This window comes from Streptomyces sp. MBT65 (assembly GCF_016612545.1).
Classification (GTDB): domain Bacteria; phylum Actinomycetota; class Actinomycetes; order Streptomycetales; family Streptomycetaceae; genus Streptomyces.
In genome coordinates this window covers 1-15,562 of sequence record NZ_JAENRY010000355.1, presented here as the reverse complement: position 1 = coordinate 15,562, position 15,562 = coordinate 1, and the positions used below count along the sequence as shown (strand labels likewise).

The 15,562-nt window shown below is 69.1% G+C and carries 15 protein-coding genes and 6 tRNA genes; 9 read left to right on the top strand and 12 right to left on the bottom strand.

Translation table 11 applies throughout. The features are described from left to right. The coding region (locus JHN63_RS44225; RefSeq protein ID WP_374222998.1) for an SCO7613 C-terminal domain-containing membrane protein at positions 1–1,221 on the top strand (1,221 nt) is incomplete at its 5' end. 7 nt (positions 1,222–1,228) lie between these two features. On the opposite strand, the gene JHN63_RS44220 is transcribed toward JHN63_RS44225, so the two are convergent. The 7 genes from JHN63_RS44220 to JHN63_RS44190 form a co-directional block, all read right to left on the bottom strand. After that, positions 1,229–3,964, bottom strand: coding sequence for a Tat pathway signal sequence domain protein (locus JHN63_RS44220; protein WP_200690779.1), 2,736 nt, complete (start codon positions 3,962–3,964; stop codon positions 1,229–1,231). Positions 3,965–4,094: 130 nt separating this feature from the next. Further along, on the bottom strand, positions 4,095–4,685 hold the full coding sequence (locus JHN63_RS44215) for a hypothetical protein (RefSeq protein WP_200690778.1): 591 nt from the start codon (positions 4,683–4,685) through the stop codon (positions 4,095–4,097). A 4-nt stretch (positions 4,686–4,689) separates the two neighbouring features. Further along, positions 4,690–5,577 carry a carbohydrate ABC transporter permease gene (locus JHN63_RS44210; RefSeq protein WP_200690777.1) on the bottom strand — a complete coding sequence of 296 codons (888 nt, stop codon included), beginning with the start codon at positions 5,575–5,577 and terminating at the stop codon, positions 4,690–4,692. After that, positions 5,574–6,542, bottom strand: a complete 969-nt coding sequence (locus JHN63_RS44205) for a carbohydrate ABC transporter permease (RefSeq protein WP_200690776.1) — start codon at positions 6,540–6,542, stop codon at positions 5,574–5,576. Before JHN63_RS44205 ends, JHN63_RS44210 begins: the two co-directional genes overlap by 4 nt. Continuing rightward, positions 6,542–7,828 carry an ABC transporter substrate-binding protein gene (locus tag JHN63_RS44200; RefSeq protein WP_200690775.1) on the bottom strand — a complete coding sequence of 429 codons (1,287 nt, stop codon included), beginning with the start codon at positions 7,826–7,828 and terminating at the stop codon, positions 6,542–6,544. Before JHN63_RS44200 ends, JHN63_RS44205 begins: the two co-directional genes overlap by 1 nt. A gap of 345 nt (positions 7,829–8,173) precedes the next feature. Then, positions 8,174–8,245 (bottom strand) — tRNA-Val (locus tag JHN63_RS44195). Positions 8,246–8,322: 77 nt separating this feature from the next. Beyond that, positions 8,323–8,799, bottom strand: coding sequence for a TIGR02611 family protein (locus JHN63_RS44190; RefSeq protein WP_200690774.1), 477 nt, complete (start codon positions 8,797–8,799; stop codon positions 8,323–8,325). Positions 8,800–8,990: 191 nt separating this feature from the next. Between JHN63_RS44190 and JHN63_RS44185 the strand changes: the two genes are divergently transcribed. Both JHN63_RS44185 and JHN63_RS44180 read left to right on the top strand, forming a co-directional pair. After that, positions 8,991–9,404, top strand: a complete 414-nt coding sequence (locus tag JHN63_RS44185; protein ID WP_004002642.1) for an SsgA family sporulation/cell division regulator — start codon at positions 8,991–8,993, stop codon at positions 9,402–9,404. Between the two features lie 327 nt (positions 9,405–9,731). Next, positions 9,732–10,292, top strand: a complete 561-nt coding sequence (locus JHN63_RS44180; protein WP_200690773.1) for a CGNR zinc finger domain-containing protein — start codon at positions 9,732–9,734, stop codon at positions 10,290–10,292. Positions 10,293–10,410: 118 nt separating this feature from the next. Here the strand turns inward: JHN63_RS44180 and JHN63_RS44175 are convergent, their stop codons facing one another. Both JHN63_RS44175 and JHN63_RS44170 read right to left on the bottom strand, forming a co-directional pair. Further along, entirely contained in the window at positions 10,411–10,563 is a 153-nt protein-coding gene (locus JHN63_RS44175) for a hypothetical protein (protein WP_019059824.1), read from the bottom strand. A gap of 235 nt (positions 10,564–10,798) precedes the next feature. Further along, positions 10,799–11,242: a hypothetical protein gene (locus tag JHN63_RS44170; protein WP_200690772.1), complete on the bottom strand. Its 444-nt coding sequence runs from the start codon at positions 11,240–11,242 to the stop codon at positions 10,799–10,801. 258 nt (positions 11,243–11,500) lie between these two features. Between JHN63_RS44170 and JHN63_RS44165 the strand changes: the two genes are divergently transcribed. After that, positions 11,501–12,016 carry a DsbA family protein gene (locus tag JHN63_RS44165; RefSeq protein ID WP_200690771.1) on the top strand — a complete coding sequence of 172 codons (516 nt, stop codon included), beginning with the start codon at positions 11,501–11,503 and terminating at the stop codon, positions 12,014–12,016. 15 nt (positions 12,017–12,031) lie between these two features. On the opposite strand, the gene JHN63_RS44160 is transcribed toward JHN63_RS44165, so the two are convergent. Genes JHN63_RS44160 through JHN63_RS44150 form a run of 3 tightly spaced genes read right to left on the bottom strand, consistent with a single transcriptional unit; the run spans position 12,032 to position 14,771 of the window. Further along, positions 12,032–12,856 carry a GNAT family N-acetyltransferase gene (locus JHN63_RS44160; RefSeq protein WP_200690770.1) on the bottom strand — a complete coding sequence of 275 codons (825 nt, stop codon included), beginning with the start codon at positions 12,854–12,856 and terminating at the stop codon, positions 12,032–12,034. Between the two features lie 53 nt (positions 12,857–12,909). Beyond that, on the bottom strand, positions 12,910–13,731 hold the full coding sequence (locus JHN63_RS44155) for an aminotransferase class IV (protein WP_200690769.1): 822 nt from the start codon (positions 13,729–13,731) through the stop codon (positions 12,910–12,912). After that, entirely contained in the window at positions 13,728–14,771 is a 1,044-nt protein-coding gene (locus tag JHN63_RS44150) for a chorismate-binding protein (protein WP_200690768.1), read from the bottom strand. Before JHN63_RS44150 ends, JHN63_RS44155 begins: the two co-directional genes overlap by 4 nt. A 179-nt stretch (positions 14,772–14,950) precedes the next feature. Between JHN63_RS44150 and JHN63_RS44145 the strand changes: the two genes are divergently transcribed. The 5 genes from JHN63_RS44145 (at position 14,951) to JHN63_RS44125 (ending at position 15,421) form a co-directional block, all read left to right on the top strand. After that, positions 14,951–15,023 (top strand) — tRNA-Gly (locus tag JHN63_RS44145). Positions 15,024–15,062: 39 nt separating this feature from the next. Next, a tRNA-Cys gene (locus JHN63_RS44140) sits at positions 15,063–15,136 on the top strand. A 1-nt stretch (position 15,137) separates the two neighbouring features. Next, a tRNA-Val gene (locus JHN63_RS44135) sits at positions 15,138–15,209 on the top strand. A gap of 34 nt (positions 15,210–15,243) precedes the next feature. Continuing rightward, a tRNA-Val gene (locus JHN63_RS44130) sits at positions 15,244–15,315 on the top strand. Positions 15,316–15,349: 34 nt separating this feature from the next. Then, positions 15,350–15,421: transfer RNA gene (locus tag JHN63_RS44125), tRNA-Val, on the top strand. Positions 15,422–15,562 lie beyond the last annotated feature (141 nt).

Below are 15,562 nucleotides of genomic sequence, written 5' to 3'. Positions count from 1 at the left end.
CACATCTGGTCCGGCGCGCCGGACGACACACGTGCCGCGGCTACCGTGGGCATGGCGTGGCCGGCGCACGAGAGCACCGCACCCTTGGTGCTCGTCGCGGTTGCCGCGGTACTGGCGTTCGCCGTACGCAGCCCCGCATGGCGGCCGCAGGCCCTGGCCGCCGCACTGTCACTGGCGTGGCTGACGGCGATGCTCGTCCCGGCCGCACTCCAACTGCCGTACAGCATCGGCCTCTTGATGACCGGGCTCATCGTCGTGGCTCTGCTCTCGCTCACCCACCGCGTCGCCACGGCCCTCGCCCTGTTCTCCTCCCTCGACCTCGCCGCCCTCGCACTGCCCTCCGAACCTGCCACGCTCGCCGTACTCGCCTCGCTGGCCGCCCTGTTCGCGGCTGCGGCCTGGCGCGGGCGGCTCACGCCGGTCTCGGCCGGCTTCTCCCTGGGGTACGCCACGGCCCTCGCCTGCGCGGTGGGCGCGGCCCTCGACTGGCAGCCGCAGCACACCGCGTTGCTGGTGCTCGCCGTACCGCTGGCGGCCGCGCTGCTCGCCGCACGTGTCACAGATCCGGTCACGACGGTGGTGGTCGAGATCTCGGGTGCCGTCGCGGGCGTACTCGCGATCGGTCTCGCCGGATCCGAACTCCCCATCCTGGCACTCGTGTTGGCCCTGTGCGGAGTGATCGCGGCGGGCACGGCGGTACGCTCCGACCGCAGGCACGTCGGCTATGCGGCGGCCGTCCTGTTCGTCCTCGCCGCCTGGGTACGGCTGTCCGCGTGGGACGTCGGCAGCCCCGAGGCGTACACCCTGCCGGTGACCGTCCCGGCGCTGCTGGTCGGCGCGCTGCGCAGGCGCCGCGACCCGAGCGTCTCGTCCTGGCCGGCCTACGGCCCCGGGCTCGCCGCCACCCTCGCCCCGAGCCTCCTCGCCGCCTGGGCAGACCCGCACTGGACGCGCCCGCTGCTGCTGGGCCTGGCCGCGCTGGCCGTCACCCTGCTCGGCGCCCGGCACCGCCTCCAGGCACCGCTCGTCCTCGGCGGCGGCACCCTCGCCCTGGACACGCTGCACGAACTCGCCCCGTACCTCGTCCAGGTCGTCGGCGCTCTCCCCCGCTGGGCACCGCCCGCCCTCGCCGGACTCCTGCTGCTCGCACTCGGCGCGACGTACGAGCAGCGGATCCGGGACGCCCGGCGGGTGCGGGAGGTCCTGGGGAAGATGAACTAGCCCCGGGCTAGGGCATCTTGTCGCCGAGCAGCGCCAGGTTCTCGATGGCGGCGAGGCCGTACAGCGCGGTGTCGTTCGACGACACCCACGCGGCTTCGCTGCCCGGCACGAGCGTCACCGGGCCGGTCAGCGGCTCCGTCTTCCACGGGGACGACTCCATGTAGCCGTCCGAGCCGTAGAACTTCGTCCAGGCACGCTTGGCGAGCGTCGCGTCGTCGAGTTGTACGGCGGCGTAGGCGTCGAGGCGTGAATGGCCCTGGAAGAGCAGCAGGGTGCCGAAGTTGGAGCCGTAGCGTGCCGCCTGTTCGGTCTTGGAGGCATTGAAGTAGCGGCAGTAATCCATGTACACCTCCTTGAACTTGGGCATGTCGACGAGGTGGATCAGCTCCGCGCACAGCTCGTTGAGGCCGAAGACCGCCGAGAGGTGCGAGACGGAGACCACCGGGGCGGAGGCGACGGCGAACTTGCCGGTGTCGAGGTCGTACAGCCCGCTTCCCTGCACAAATCCGTTGGGCTGGGCGGCGATTGTCTCCATCGTGGACAGGACGCGTGCCTTCGCCTTCTCCCACTTGGGGCCCCTGCGCTCCCACTCGGTCAGCCACGCCGACACCAACCCGCTCCAGTCCGTGCCGAATCCGATCGACAGGGCGTGCCGGTCCGGCGTGTACGGCGCGGTGCGGATCTTGCGGATCGGGTCGAGGACGAGGAACGTCTCGTCGGAGTCGACGTTGGCGGCCATGAGGTCGCCGACGCGTTCGTCAGCTGTGAGGAAGTAGTAGTAGCGCCGGTAGGTGGTGTTGGCGATGCGCTGCTGCTTGGCGCTGTCGGCGTAGTGCTGGACGCCGTGCCGGGTCCCCAACCCGGCCCACTGGCCCAGGTGGTAGACGTCGACCTCACCGGTGTGCCGGGTGAGCGCCTCGGCGAAGCGGAAGATGTCCGCGCGGCCCGAGCGGAGGTACGCGAACCACAGCCAGATGTCCGGCGACAGCTCGGAGTTGTCCCAGGCGTAGCCGCCGATGTCGTACCGCCACTGGTGGCGCACGGTGTCGTAGGAATGCATGAAGTCGCCGTAGTCCCAGAAGCCGTACCAACGGCGTTGCGCCACCTGGTCCTTGTAGTAGGTGAAGAGGAAGTCGAGGTGGTCCTCGATCTTCGCCTTGGCGGTGGTGGAGCGGTCGGGCTCGGAGTAGAGGCCGGGGCCGAAGACCTTGGACTTGATCAACTGCTGCGGCGGGGCGGCGAGTTGCGGCAACACCCGTACCGCTTCGACCTGTTGGGCGAGGGTCTCCGGGGTCGGCGTCGACTCGTTGGCCCAGAAGAGGAGTTCGGAGGTGCGGGCGATGCCGTACGGGGTGCCGAATTCGGGCTCGTAGTCCTCGTAGGTGATTTCGAGGCCCTGGAGCTGTTCGGCGTAGGTGTCCTGACCCATGCCGTCGTGGTAGAAGCGCAGGTCCATCGGCTGGGCCTCGGGCGACCAGAGCCAGAGGGTGACCTCGGCCTCGTCGGTGTGCGCGTCGCGGATGTCGAGCTGCGCGGGGAACTTCTCCCAGAAGTCCCGCAGCCCGAAGGAGAATCCGCCGCTCGCCCCGCCGACGTACCCGAATCCGGAGGCGTGTCCGCCACCGCCGGCGGGGATCCAGCCGTAGCCCTTCGTGGTGCGCTTGCGGAGAGTGAAGCCGTCGGCGGAGAGCTGGGAGAGGGTGTAGTCGCCCCACTGGGGGATGTACTGGAGGCGGGTCGTGACCCGTTGGTCCCAGGTGGAGGGATCGGCGAGCTTCCGGCCCGCGTACTGGGCCGCCTGGACGGTCGCGCCCGGGTCGCGACGCAGGCCCGTGATCCCCTGAACTGCCTCCCGAAGTAGGCCTGTTCCTTCGCCGCCGATGCGGATGTGGCGGTCGTAGGCCGCGTCCCGCATCGGCACGGTGAAGCGGACGCCGAGGCCGCGGATGAAGTCACCGCTGGCCTTGCCCGGCTCGACCGTGCCGTCGAAGGTGATCGTGTGGACCATGCGGAAGGAGTCGGCGCCCGCGTAGAAGTAGAGGCGGATCGAGAACGGCAGCCAACTCCGGCCGCCCTTGCGGTGTTTGCCGTCGATGCGGACCACCGCCCTGACCGGACCGTCCTGTTCGACGGTGACCTCGCCGATCACCCCGTCGAAGCGCTCGGTCTTCACCGCGCCCTGGTCCTCGTCCTCGATCTCCGGCTGCCGGATGAGGACGAGCCGGCCGTTCTTGGCGATCTCCGTGCCGCCCCGGGTGACCGACTTGATGAGGGTGGAGCCGTTCTTACCGATCTTCGCCGTGATGACGCCGGTCGACACGTCGATGGTGCCGCCGCTCTTGTCGACCGTCACCTTGTTGTCGGGGACGGCCGTGTCCCCGGCGGTGAGGGTCAGCTTGCCGGATCCCGAACTCACCGCGTGGGCAGTCCACTTGAGCGAGCCGTCGGGCCAGTACGCGATCGGCCAGGACTGCACCGGTACGGCCGCGCCCCCGGCGTCCGTCAGCGCGAACGTCTGGTCCTCCTGGTAGGTGCCCATCGGCCACGGCACACCGACCGTCGAACCGGGCGCGGCGCCGAGACCGCCGTCCTCCAGCCAGTCGAGGGTCACCGGGTCGTCTGCGGCCGCCGCCGCTCTGGGCGCGGCCTGCGCGTCCTTCGCTCCGAGCACCCAGCTGAACTGCGCGGCGGCACCGGCGACGGCGGCCGCCTTGAGCAGGGACCTGCGGGGAATGGGAGACATGAGATTTCAGCCTTTCCTTCCGTGCGGGACGGCTGTGCGGGAGGTGTTCTTCGCGTTCGAGTGGTCAGGGGCATGACAGAGAGAGGTGCGGCGCCGGGAGAGCGCCGACCTGGTGCGTGCGCACCGCCCGTCAGCGGTGCCGGTACCGCTCCTCCACGGCGACGGCCGCCGCGGCGACGGCTCCCAGCACGGGGACCGCCAACGGTGCGATCAGCAGGGCGGAACAGCCGACGAGGACCAGCCCGCCGACGAGCAGGAAGGAACCGGCGGGATCGAGCACCGTACGGCGCCCTGCCTCGGCGAGCAGCGCCCGCCAGGTGTCCCCCGGCGCCCAGACCGCCGCCGCGCGCATCCCGGCGACGACGATCCCGAGCAGGGCGAAGACGCCGACGGCCCCGACGAGCGGGCCACCGGGCAGCCCCGCGCGCACGGCCTGGACGTCCACCCACACGGCGGCCGCTGCGAGCCACCCCGCGAGCCCGACGACCCATCCGCCACGCACCGCGACCCGGAAGTCCGCGACGAACTCCCGCCAGCCGCCGCCCACATGGCCCGTGCGGCGCCTCAAGTGCCGTGCCCCGGCGGCGAACGCGGCGGGATACGTGACAACTCCCGCCGAGGCGACGGCGATCCACACCCCGGTGAGCAGACATTCGGTGAAGACCCCGAACCGCTCGGCGAAGACGGACTCCCCGCGTACCTTCACGCGTGCTTCGGCCACCGTCTCAGCCCTTCAGTCCGGAGGTCGCCATACCGTCGATCAGGTACCGCTGGAAGGCGAGGAAGAACAGCAGCACCGGCAGCAGCGCGACCAGCGACATCGCGATCAATCCGCCGTAGTTGGCCGCCACACCGTCGGAGTCGCGGAACATCATCAGGCCCAGGGAGACGGTGTACTTGCCTGGTTCGTTGAGGTAGATCAGCGGGCCCATGAAGTCGTTCCAGGCGTTGATGAAGGTGAAGATCGCGCTGGTGATCAGCGCGGGCCGGCACAGCGGCAGCACGATCGACCAGTAGATCCGCAGGTGTCCGCAGCCGTCGAGGCGGGCCGCCTCGTCCAGTTCCTTCGGCAGGTTGCGCATGAACTGCACCATGAGGAAGACGAAGAACGCCTCGGTCGCCAGGTACTTGCCGATGAGCAACGGGACGTAGGTGTTGACCAGTTGGAGCTTCTGGAACATCACGTACTGCGGGATCAGCAACACGTGGTACGGCAGCAGGAGCGTGCCGATCATGAGGGAGAAGAGCAGGTTGCGGCCGGCGAACCGGATGCGGGCGAAGGCGTAGGCCGTCAGGGAGCAGGAGATGAGGATGCCGAGGACCGAACCGAGGGCGTAGAAGAGGGAGTTCTGGAAGAAGGTCCAGATCGAGATGTCGGCGATGCCCTTGGCCAGGCCCTTGAAGTTGGTGAGGATCGGGTGCCCGGGGAAGAGTTGCAGGCTGCCGATGACGTCCTTGCTCGGCTTGAACGAGGCGCCGATGACCCACAGGACCGGGTAGAGGACGACGGCGAGGACGGCCAGCGCTCCAATGTGCCAGACGAGGGAGCCGGTGCGCTTGCGCCCCAGACCTGGGGACTTGGGGACAGTGGTGGCACTCAACGAACGACTCATCGGACGTCCTCCTCGTAGTGCACCCACTTCTTCTGCGACCAGAAGAGGACGGCCGTCACCAGCGCCACGGCGAGCAGCAGCATCCAGGCCATCGCGGAGGCGAAGCCCATCTGGGCGTTCTTGAAGCCCTGTTGGTAGAGGTAGCAGGTGTAGACGAGCGTGGCGTCGGCCGGTCCGCACTGGGAGTTGGAGACGACGTACGCCGAGCCGAAGATCTGGAAGGAGTGGATGGTCTCCAGGAGGACGTTGAAGAAGAGGACCGGGGAGATCATCGGCAGCGTGATGTTCCAGAAGCGGCGGAAGGGGCCGGCTCCGTCCATCTCGGCCGCCTCGTACAGCTCTCTCGGAACCTGCTTGAGCCCGGCGAGGAAGATGACCATCGGTGCGCCGAACTGCCAGACGGTGAGCGCGACCAGGGAGTAGAGGATCCAGTCGGGGTCGCCCACCCAGCCGCCGACATGGGAGCCGAAGAGGGACTGCGTACGGTCCACGACGGCGCCGTCGGAGAACAGCGAGCGCCAGACGAAGCCGATCGAGACGCTCGCGCCGATGAGCGAGGGGGCGTAGAAGGCCGCCCGGTAGAGGGCCTGCCCGCGGCGGCTCTGGGCGAGCAGCATGGCGACGCCGAGGGCGAGGAGGAGCTTCAGCGGGGTGCCGATGACGACGTACTTCGCCGTCACCTCCACCGACTTCTGCCACCTCGGGTCGTCGAACATCCGGGTGAAGTTGTCGAAGCCGATCCACTTCGGGCTGTCGAAGAGGTTGTAGTCGGTGAACGCGAAGTAGAGCGAGGCGACCATGGGCCCGGCGGTCAGCAGCAGGAAGCCGGCGATCCAGGGGGACATGAAGAGATAACCGGCGAGGTTCTCGCGGCGCCCCCGCCGCTTCTTGGCGGCGGGGGCTGCGGAGCGGGTCCGCCGGGTGTCGGGCGGAGCGTCGTCGACGAGCGTCACGGCGGTTCCCATCAGGCGGAGAAGGCGGCCTGCGCCTCGGAGAAGAACTGCTTGACCGCATCGGCGACCTTGGTCTTGCCCAGTGCCATGTCGCCGCCGATGCGGAGGAAGGCGGACTCGGCGGTGTCGGCGCCGGACGGGTGCGGGGTGATCGTCCCCAGGACACCGGCCTTGGCGGTGTCGACCTCGTATTGGGCGATCTCCTTCTGGACCGTGTCGGTCGGCTTGAACGCGTCGTACTGCTCGGTGGTCGCGAGGATGCCCCGGTCGTAGCCCATGATCCTGCCGACGGCGGGATCATGGACCATGAAGTCGATGAGCTGGGCGACCTCCTTCGGGTGCTTGGTGTGTGCGGAGCCGCTGAGCATCAGGGAGCCGAGGTACTGGCCGGTGTGCTTGCCGTCGGTGGTGGGGATCGGGGCGAGGCCGTAGTCGCTGGTGCCCTCCGCCGTGTAGCGGACGGTGAAGTTGTCCCAGGTGAATTCCGAGGCGCCGTGGCCCGCCGAGAGGGAGGACTTGGGGGTGTCCTGGGCGACGACCTTCGGGGAGGTGACGATGCCGGCCTTCACGCGGCCGTACCCGTCCGTCCACCAGTCCGTCAGATCCGACTCCTCGAATCCGAGGCCGTCCTTGGTGAAGAAGGCCTTGCCGTTCTGCCGGAGGTAGAGGTCGTACAGGTACATGATGCTGAAGTAGCCGGTGTCCCCGGGGACTTCGGTCTTGTCGTGGATCGTCTTGAGTGCCTTGAAGTACTCGTCCCAGGTCCAGCCGGCCGTGGGGTCGATGCCGGCCCGTTCGTAGACCTTCTTGTCGATGACCAGCGCCATGGTGTTCGAGCCGACCGGAACGCCGAGTTGCCTGCCGTCGACCTCGCCCACTTTGGTGACGCCCGCACGGAAGTGATCCAGGCTCAGATTGCCGGCGTCGATCTGTGATCTCAGATCGAGTAGGACGCCTCTCTTGTCGTACTTCCGAAGAAATCCGACGGCGTTCTGGAATACGTCCGGTGGATTTCCGCCCGCGGCCTGTGTCTGGAACTTCTCCCAGAAAGAGGGATAGTCCTGAAAGTCCGTCTTCACCTTGATCTTCGGATACTTCTTCTCGAAGAGCGCGATGGACTGATTGATCTTTTTCGCCCGCTCCTCGGCACCCCACCACGAGTAACGGATCGTCACCGTCCCGTCCGCGGACGTCCCGTCGTTCCCGCCGCATCCCGTCGCGGCCAGCCCCAGCGTGACCGCCGAGACTCCCGCGGCCTTCAAGACCGTACGCCTCTCCACATTCGTGCCGGTTCCCATGACGGGCCCTCCCCGTAGCGTCGTTGCCACCTGCATGAATCGTTTCAAGTAAGCGCTTGCTGGCACAAGTTACGGAGGCCCTCGGGGTGCGTCAATGATTCGGACAGGAATTTCTTGTGGAGCGGCTGAGCACCACGACGGCGCCGCCGGGCGCTTTGCGGGCGCGACGGGACAGACACTGCAGGTGAGACGCGCACGATCGGCCGACCGAACAGAAAGCGGCCTGCTGCACTCGGCTGACGTCCGGCCGAAAAACGCCTGGACGACGGGGAGTTGACGGCACCGCCCCGGTGAGGGAACGACGACGGCCCGCCTGTGTTATCACAGGCGGGCCGTCGGTCCGGGTGGGCGATACTGGGTTCGAACCAGTGACCTCTTCGGTGTGAACGAAGCGCTCTCCCACTGAGCTAATCGCCCGGGCGCACGGAGAACATTACCCCATGTCAGCAGGTGCCCCGACCAGCGCGGGACGGCGCCCGGACGCCGTCACCGGGTCACTGGTCCTTGATCTTCCAGGGCATCACGACACCGAACTTCCAGACATAGAAGCCCACCAGGGCGACCACGATCACCAGACCGATCGAGGTCAGCACGATGTTGCGACGGCGTACGGCGGGGTCGAGCGCGCGCTGTGCCGCCTCGGTGACCTTGCGTTTCGTCCAGCGGAGCACCAGCTGGGCCCAGACGAACTCGGTCGCCCAGATCGCCATGCCGCCGAAGATCACGACCCAGCCGGGTCCCGGCAGCGGCAGCATGACGATGCCGGCGGCAACGACCGCGAGGCCGATGACGAAGACACCGACCTGCCAGCTCAGATGCAGCGCACGGCGTGCCTTGATGAATTCCGGCGCCTTGGAACCGAGCCCTTGCCCGCTCCGCGCCTCGTCCACTCGCGTCTCGTCCGGTGTCTCCCCGGCCGCCCCGTCCGATGCCACGGCGACCTCACCCGGTTCGTCACTCCCCGTATTCATACGGACAAACCCTACCCGAGGGAAACCAGTCACCGGAATGGCCCCGCGGAGCGATCGAGCCCTCGGCCGGAAGAGTTACGTAAAGGCACGCAAAACACTCAGAGGGGTTTACAACGGCACCGTAGGTGGCATGTCGATTTCGCCGACGTGCGAATCCCCGAGCGCACACTGAGCGAAAGGCCCTGGCGCTTATGAACACCACGGTCAGCTGCGAGCTGCACCTGCGCCTCGTTGTGTCGAGCGAGTCATCCCTGCCTGTCCCCGCAGGCCTGCGGTACGACACGGCCGACCCCTACGCCGTGCACGCCACCTTCCACACCGGAGCCGAGGAGACGGTCGAATGGGTGTTCGCCCGCGATCTTCTCGCGGAGGGCCTCCACCGGCCCACCGGCACCGGCGACGTCCGTGTCTGGCCATCCCGTAGTCACGGTCAGGGCGTCGTCTGCATCGCACTGAGTTCTCCCGAGGGCGAAGCCCTGCTGGAGGCTCCCGCACGGGCCCTGGAGTCCTTCCTGAAGCGGACGGACGCCGCCGTGCCACCTGGCACGGAGCACCGGCACTTCGACCTGGATCAGGAGCTGTCGCACATCCTGGCGGAGAGCTAGCGCGAGGTCCCACCAAGCCGCCCGGCGCCGTCCGAACTCGGGGAGACGGCTCGGGCACAGACAACCGCATAGGGCACACACCGGCGCCGTCGCCGCGATTCGTCGCGGGGGCGGCGCCGGTGCGTGTGGAGCCCCCGATCCCGGCGACTCTCCGTGGGTGCCCGGCGTGCGGCTCTCCGTGGTGCCCGGCGTGCAGCTCTCCGTCGCCCGGGGAACCGCCGGGGGCCCGATGCCGTTCATAGGTGCATGGGGCCGTCCTCCGGGAAGCCACTACCATCGGCCAGCATCGGCGGGCGCCCGCCCGACCCCCAGGCCAGGGAGCGAAACGTGCTGATCACCCACGACACCCGGTGTGCCCTCGACACCGTGGTCGATCTGGTGAACACCGCACCGGAGGACGCCACGGCGCCGGACGGACTGCAGGATGTCGCGCAGCTCGCGGATTTCGTACGAAACCACGAGATCAGCGATGTCGGGGTGCTCTCGGAGTTCGACCTCTCCGCCGTGCGCAAGATCCGCGGCCGGTTCACCTCGGTCTTCTCGGCCCCGAACCCCCGGGCCGCCGCCGGAGTGATCAACGATCTGGTCGCCGCCGCGGGCACCACACCCCGGCTCACGGACCACGACGGCTACGACTGGCATGTGCACTACTTCGCGCCGGGTGCCTCGGTCGCCGACCATCTCGCCGCCGACTGCGGGATGGCGCTCGCGTTCTTCGTGGTGGCCGGCGAGCAGGAGCGGCTGCGCCGCTGCGAGGCCCCCGACTGCCGACGCGCCTTCGTCGACCTCTCCCGCAATCGCTCCCGCCGCTACTGCGACAGCCGGACCTGCGGGAACAGGCTGCACGTGGCCGCGTACCGGGCGCGGCGCAAGGAAGCGGCGGGCTGAGGGCCGACCAGGACCAGAGCGGCGGGGCGACGCCCCGCGCGAGGGATCTCGAAGAGTGCGAGGGATCTCGATGAGGTCGTGGCCCCCGGCGGGTGACGTCGGGGACCACGAGTACGGCTCACAGCATCAGCAGGTCGTGCAGCGAGGCCATGAGCAGCAGACACCCGATCACCGCAAGGAAGATCATCAGCGGTGGCTGGGAAAGGGCGAAAAGGCACCCGCGCGGCTCGTCCTTCGGCGGCGCGGCGTCGCTCTGTGTCGTGTCCAGCATCTCGCCGCGATGATGACGCAGCGGAGACCCCCGGCGCGATCAACACGCCCGTTATGAGAGGGAGTTCGCCGAATTCCGTGATGTCCGTTTCGAGTCGCGACGACTCCTGAACGCTTACCGGCGGACCCGGCTCACTCTGTGTCGTTTCATTCGCGGTCCGGTCCGGCCGTCATGTGCGGTGCATCCTCAGGTGCCGGGCGCACTCATGTACCGGGCTCGCACACGCACCGCCGCTTCATATCCCGTGCTTCTTCAGGATGGCCTCGATGTCGCTGAAGTCGTCCCCGCTCTGTGCGCGGGGCGCGGCCGCGGGCCGGGTCGCCGGGCGGGTGGACGGGCCCAGGGAGGGGGCGGAGGCCGCGGGGGCCACCGCCTCGGTCTGGGCGGAGCCACGCGCCGCCCTGCGCTCCTTTCGGGTGCCACCACGGCGGCGCTCCACCGCGCGGGTGCCCGTGAAGAGCAGCCAGGCGCCGCCCAGCACCACGAATCCGGCCCAGGCCGTGGGACTGAACGCGGTGTCGGCCGCCCAGCCGACGACCCCGGTCATCACCAGGCCCACCGGCACCAGCGAATAGGCGGCGATCCGCGCGGCGGAGAGAAAACGCTTGCGGTACGCGGTGACCGCCGCGATGCCCAGGCCGGCCGCAGAGACGGCGGAACAGACGGTCTCGGCAATCATCCGGTCCTCCAGCATCGTTCGGTTCGGGTAGCAGCGGTTCGGGCGGCGTGCGGTTGATCGGGCAACGCGCACTTCGTCCCTTCCATCCTGCACCGTCTGGTCCCCGGGAGGCCATGCCTGAGTCGGACCTCAGGGACATCTCCGGGTCGACTCCTCCCCAGGTGCCGGTCGGCGTCGTAGAAACGCGTCCTGGTGTCGTAGGAACGCGTTCTGTGGTCCCGGTTGGGGCGGCTCGGCCGGGGCTGGGAGACTGGGGCCATGAGTGACCTCCCCTCCGTGCGCACCCCCGTCCTCGACGTCTGGTGCGAGCTCCAGTGCCCGGACTGTGCCACCGCCCTGGACGATGTACGCGCCCTGCGGGCCCGCTACGGCGACCGGCTGGAGGTGCGGCTGCGGCACTTCCCGGTGGAGAAGCACAAGCACGCGTTCGCCGCCGCGCAGGCCGCCGAGGAGGCCGTCGAACAGGGAAAGGGCTGGGACTACATCGAGGCCGTGCTCGGCCGGGTCGCGGAGCTGGACCGTAAGGGAGAACCCTTCCTGGTCGAGGTGGCCGCCGAACTCGGTCTCGACGCCGAGGAGTTCGACACCGCGCTGATCGACGGCCGGCACATCCTGATCGTCGACGCCGACCAGGCCGAGGGCAAGGCCATCGGCGTCACCGGCACCCCGACGTATGTCATCGGCGGCGAGCGCCTCGACGGCGGCAAGAGCCAGGAAGGGCTCCGCGCCCGTATCGAGGAGATCGCCGACCGGTTGCTCGCCGGGGCCGAGTGAGCCTCGCGGCAGGCGTCAGAGCAGGCTCTTGTACAGGTGGTGGGTGACCGTCTCGTAGCCGAGCGACTCGTAGAGCCGCTCGGCCGGGGTGTTGCCCGCGAAGACGTTCAGTTTGATGGCCGGCAGTCCGGTGGCGACGGCCTGCGCCTCGGCCAGGAGCATCAGGGAGCGGCCGTGGCCCCTGCCCCGATGACGCGCGTCGGACTCGACCTTGTAGACGAAGGCCCTGCCCTCGCGGAGGCCCGTCCAGAGCGTGCCCACCACCTCCCCGTCGTGTTCCAGGACGCTGAAGGTCATGTTCGCGGTGGCGAGTCCGTCGGGCAGCAGATCGGCGTTGCTCTGCAGCGCCCTGGCCAGGGCCTCGGCCTCGGGCACCCCGCGATCGGTCCAGCTCTTCGCGAAGTCCCGCGTCCCGAGGTCCTTCCAGGGGCCGTACTCCTCCTGGGTCATGGGCCGACCCCGGCTCCCCGCGGGCAGTTCGGGCGCGGTGTCGCCGAGCGGCTTCTCCATGTGGCGGTTGCGGACGACGTATCCGAGGGCAGTCGCCACCCTCAGCGCCGCCTCCGCCTCCGCGGGTACGGACACCTCGATGCGGTCGCAGCCCCAGCCCCGCACCACCTCCTCGGCGGCGAGCGCGGCCACCGTGCCCCGGCCGCGCCGACGGTCCGGTTCGTCGATGCCCAGGTCCAGGATCAGGGCCGCCGAGTCACCGTAGGACGGATGCGTGCCGAGGGTGATCGAGCCGACGGGACGGCTGTTCACGCACACCTGGTAACGGCGTGAACGCGACCCGTCGGCCTCCTGCTGAAGCGGCTCGGTCGGCCGCAGGGTTGTGGTCATCAACTGTGTTCTACCCGACCCGGAGCACCAGGTCAGCCCAATAAATGAGGCCTTTATGGATCAAGGTCGTCGGCCGACCGCTCGTCGAAGACGCGCATCGCCTTGGCGGTCACCGGCCCTGCCGCGCCCGGGAGTTGGCGGGCGTCGACCAGGTGCACGGCCTGGACGTCCCGCAGGGACGACGTGAGGAAGACCTCGTCGGCGCGCTCGAGGACGTCCAGCGGCAGGTCGGTCTCCTTGGCGCCGGTCCATTCGACGGTCAGGGCGCGGGTGATGCCGGCGAGACAGCCGGAGGCGACCGGCGGGGTGTGGATCTCGCCGTCCAGGACGACGAAGACGTTCGACCCCGTGCCTTCGCAGAGTTGGCCGACCGTGTTGGCGAACAGGGCCTCGGAGGCGCCGTGTTGGTGGGCACGGGCGAGCGCGACGACGTTCTCGGCGTACGAGGTGGTCTTGAGGCCTGCGAGGGCGCCGCGCTCGTTGCGGGTCCACGGGACGGTGACCACGGCCGTGGAGTCGGGGCGGCGCTTCGCCTCGCCGAGGGCGACCACGAGGGTCGGGCCGTGCTCGCCGCGGTCGGAGCCGAGCGGGCCGTGGCCGCCGGTGTACGTGATGCGGAGCCGGCCGAACGGCAGCGGGTTGGCGGCGAGGACGGCCGCACAGCCGCGACGGACCTCGTCGAGGTCGGGGTCGGGGAGGCCGAGGCCGCGCGCGGAGCGGGTCAGCCGGTCGAGATGGCGGGTCAGCGCGAACGTCTTCCCGTCCGTCGCCTTCACCGTCTCGAAAATGCCGTCGCCCACGGTCAGTCCGTGGTCGAAGACGGAGACACGGGCGGACTCGGTGTCCTGGAGCCCGCCGTCGAGCCAGATCTTCATGAAAGAGCCCCTCCGCTCACCTCGTACGCGCCCGACGCTATCGCGAGCAGCCGGGCCGCCTTCAGCTCGGTCTCCCGCCACTCCCCCTCGGGGTCCGAACCCCAGGTGATGCCCGCACCGGTGCCGAAACGGAGCGCGCCGTCGGCACGGTCGATCCAGAACGTGCGGATGCCGACGGCCAGTTCACCGGTCCCGCGGTCCGCGTCGACCCAGCCGATGCCCCCGCAGTAGGGGCCGCGCGGCGCGTTCTCCAGGGCGCCGATGATGCGCAGGGCACTGGACTTGGGGGCACCGGTGACGCTGCCGGGCGGGAAGGCGGCGGCGAGCAGCTCGGGCCAGCCGGCCGCCGCGGGCAGCTCACCCCGGACCGTCGACACGAGATGGACGAGACCGGGGTGCTTCTCGACGACACACAGGTCCGGCACGGTCACGGTCCCCGTGGCACACACCCGGCCCAGGTCGTTGCGGACCAGGTCCACGATCATCACGTTCTCGGCGTAGTCCTTCTGCAACAGGTCCGCCTCGGTCCGCCCGGTCCCCTTGATCGGCCCCGACTCGACGACCCGCCCGGTGCGGCGCAGGAAGAGTTCGGGCGAGGCGGTGGCTATCTCCACCCCGTGCCCGGGCAGCCGGATCGTTCCTGCGTACGGCGCCGGGTTGCCGCGTGCGAGCAGGGCGGCGAGGGCGTCCACGTCGGCGTCGGGGGCGACCGGTGCGGACAGGACGCGGCACAGGTTGGCCTGGTAGACCTCGCCGGCCGCGATGTGCTCCCGGATGCGGCGGACGCCGGCGGTGTAGGCGGCGCGGTCGAGCGAGGTCGTCCAGGCGTCGGTCGCGGGGGCGTGCCAGGCGCCGGGGGCGGGTGCCGGGACCGGTTCGTGTCGTACGTCGCGGAAGCGCGCGCAGGTCAGACGGCCCTCGAAGTCGGCCGCGACCGCCCAGAAGCCGGTGGAGTCCAGGGCCGCGGGATCGCTGGTGACATCGAGGAGACCGGTGGCGACACGGCCGCCGAAACGGGCGAGGGGGACGAGACGGGACACGCCGTCGAGTCTATGGCGGGTGTCTCACAGGTTGCCCGGCCGTGTCCCCACGGGTGCCCTGACCATGTGTTGCCGTAGCCGCAGGCCAGCACGCTGCACAAACGCGTTTTTGTGCTGGCCCCGGAATCCGCTAGAGTTCAACTCGTCGCCGCGACGCGCAAGCCGAGCGGAAACGACAAGCGGACGTAGCTCAGTTGGTAGAGCGCAACCTTGCCAAGGTTGAGGTCGCCAGTTCGAACCTGGTCGTCCGCTCGCAGGAAGTGGGGGATCTTCCCGACCCCCCGCACTCCTGGTGGAGTGGCCGAGAGGCGAGGCAACGGCCTGCAAAGCCGTCTACACGGGTTCAAATCCCGTCTCCACCTCCAAGGACGATTAGCTCAGCGGGAGAGCGCTTCCCTGACACGGAAGAGGTCACTGGTTCAATCCCAGTATCGTCCACTGGTCCGCAAGGACTTGGTCCGCGAGGATCCCCGCGCGATTAGCTCAGCGGGAGAGCGCTTCCCTGACACGGAAGAGGTCACTGGTTCAATCCCAGTATCGCGCACGCACCGCCCATGATCCCCGGATCGTGGTCCCGAGGACGATTAGCTCAGCGGGAGAGCGCTTCCCTGACACGGAAGAGGTCACTGGTTCAATCCCAGTATCGTCCACACACCGAAGCCCCCGGCGCTCACCGCGACCGGGGGCTTCTTCGTGTGCCGGTCAGCTGGAGAACAGCATGTGACCGAAGCTCTTGTGACGTTGGTGGCCGCCATGACCGCCGTAGTGGCCACCAACGTCACAAGAGCTTC

What these genes read in the sequence shown, in the direction of transcription:
- JHN63_RS44220 (WP_200690779.1), bottom strand. Translation starts at nt 3,964, where the DNA reads ATGTCTCCCATTCCCCGCAGGTCCCTGCTCAAGGCGGCCGCCGTCGCC.
- JHN63_RS44210 (WP_200690777.1), bottom strand. Translation starts at nt 5,577, where the DNA reads ATGAGTCGTTCGTTGAGTGCCACCACTGTCCCCAAGTCCCCAGGTCTG.
- JHN63_RS44205 (WP_200690776.1), bottom strand. Translation starts at nt 6,542, where the DNA reads ATGGGAACCGCCGTGACGCTCGTCGACGACGCTCCGCCCGACACCCGG.
- JHN63_RS44200 (WP_200690775.1), bottom strand. Translation starts at nt 7,828, where the DNA reads ATGGGAACCGGCACGAATGTGGAGAGGCGTACGGTCTTGAAGGCCGCG.
- JHN63_RS44190 (WP_200690774.1), bottom strand. Translation starts at nt 8,799, where the DNA reads ATGAATACGGGGAGTGACGAACCGGGTGAGGTCGCCGTGGCATCGGAC.
- JHN63_RS44185 (WP_004002642.1), top strand. Translation starts at nt 8,991, where the DNA reads ATGAACACCACGGTCAGCTGCGAGCTGCACCTGCGCCTCGTTGTGTCG.
- JHN63_RS44175 (WP_019059824.1), bottom strand. Translation starts at nt 10,563, where the DNA reads ATGCTGGACACGACACAGAGCGACGCCGCGCCGCCGAAGGACGAGCCG.
- JHN63_RS44170 (WP_200690772.1), bottom strand. Translation starts at nt 11,242, where the DNA reads ATGATTGCCGAGACCGTCTGTTCCGCCGTCTCTGCGGCCGGCCTGGGC.
- JHN63_RS44165 (WP_200690771.1), top strand. Translation starts at nt 11,501, where the DNA reads ATGAGTGACCTCCCCTCCGTGCGCACCCCCGTCCTCGACGTCTGGTGC.
- JHN63_RS44160 (WP_200690770.1), bottom strand. Translation starts at nt 12,856, where the DNA reads ATGACCACAACCCTGCGGCCGACCGAGCCGCTTCAGCAGGAGGCCGAC.
- JHN63_RS44155 (WP_200690769.1), bottom strand. Translation starts at nt 13,731, where the DNA reads ATGAAGATCTGGCTCGACGGCGGGCTCCAGGACACCGAGTCCGCCCGT.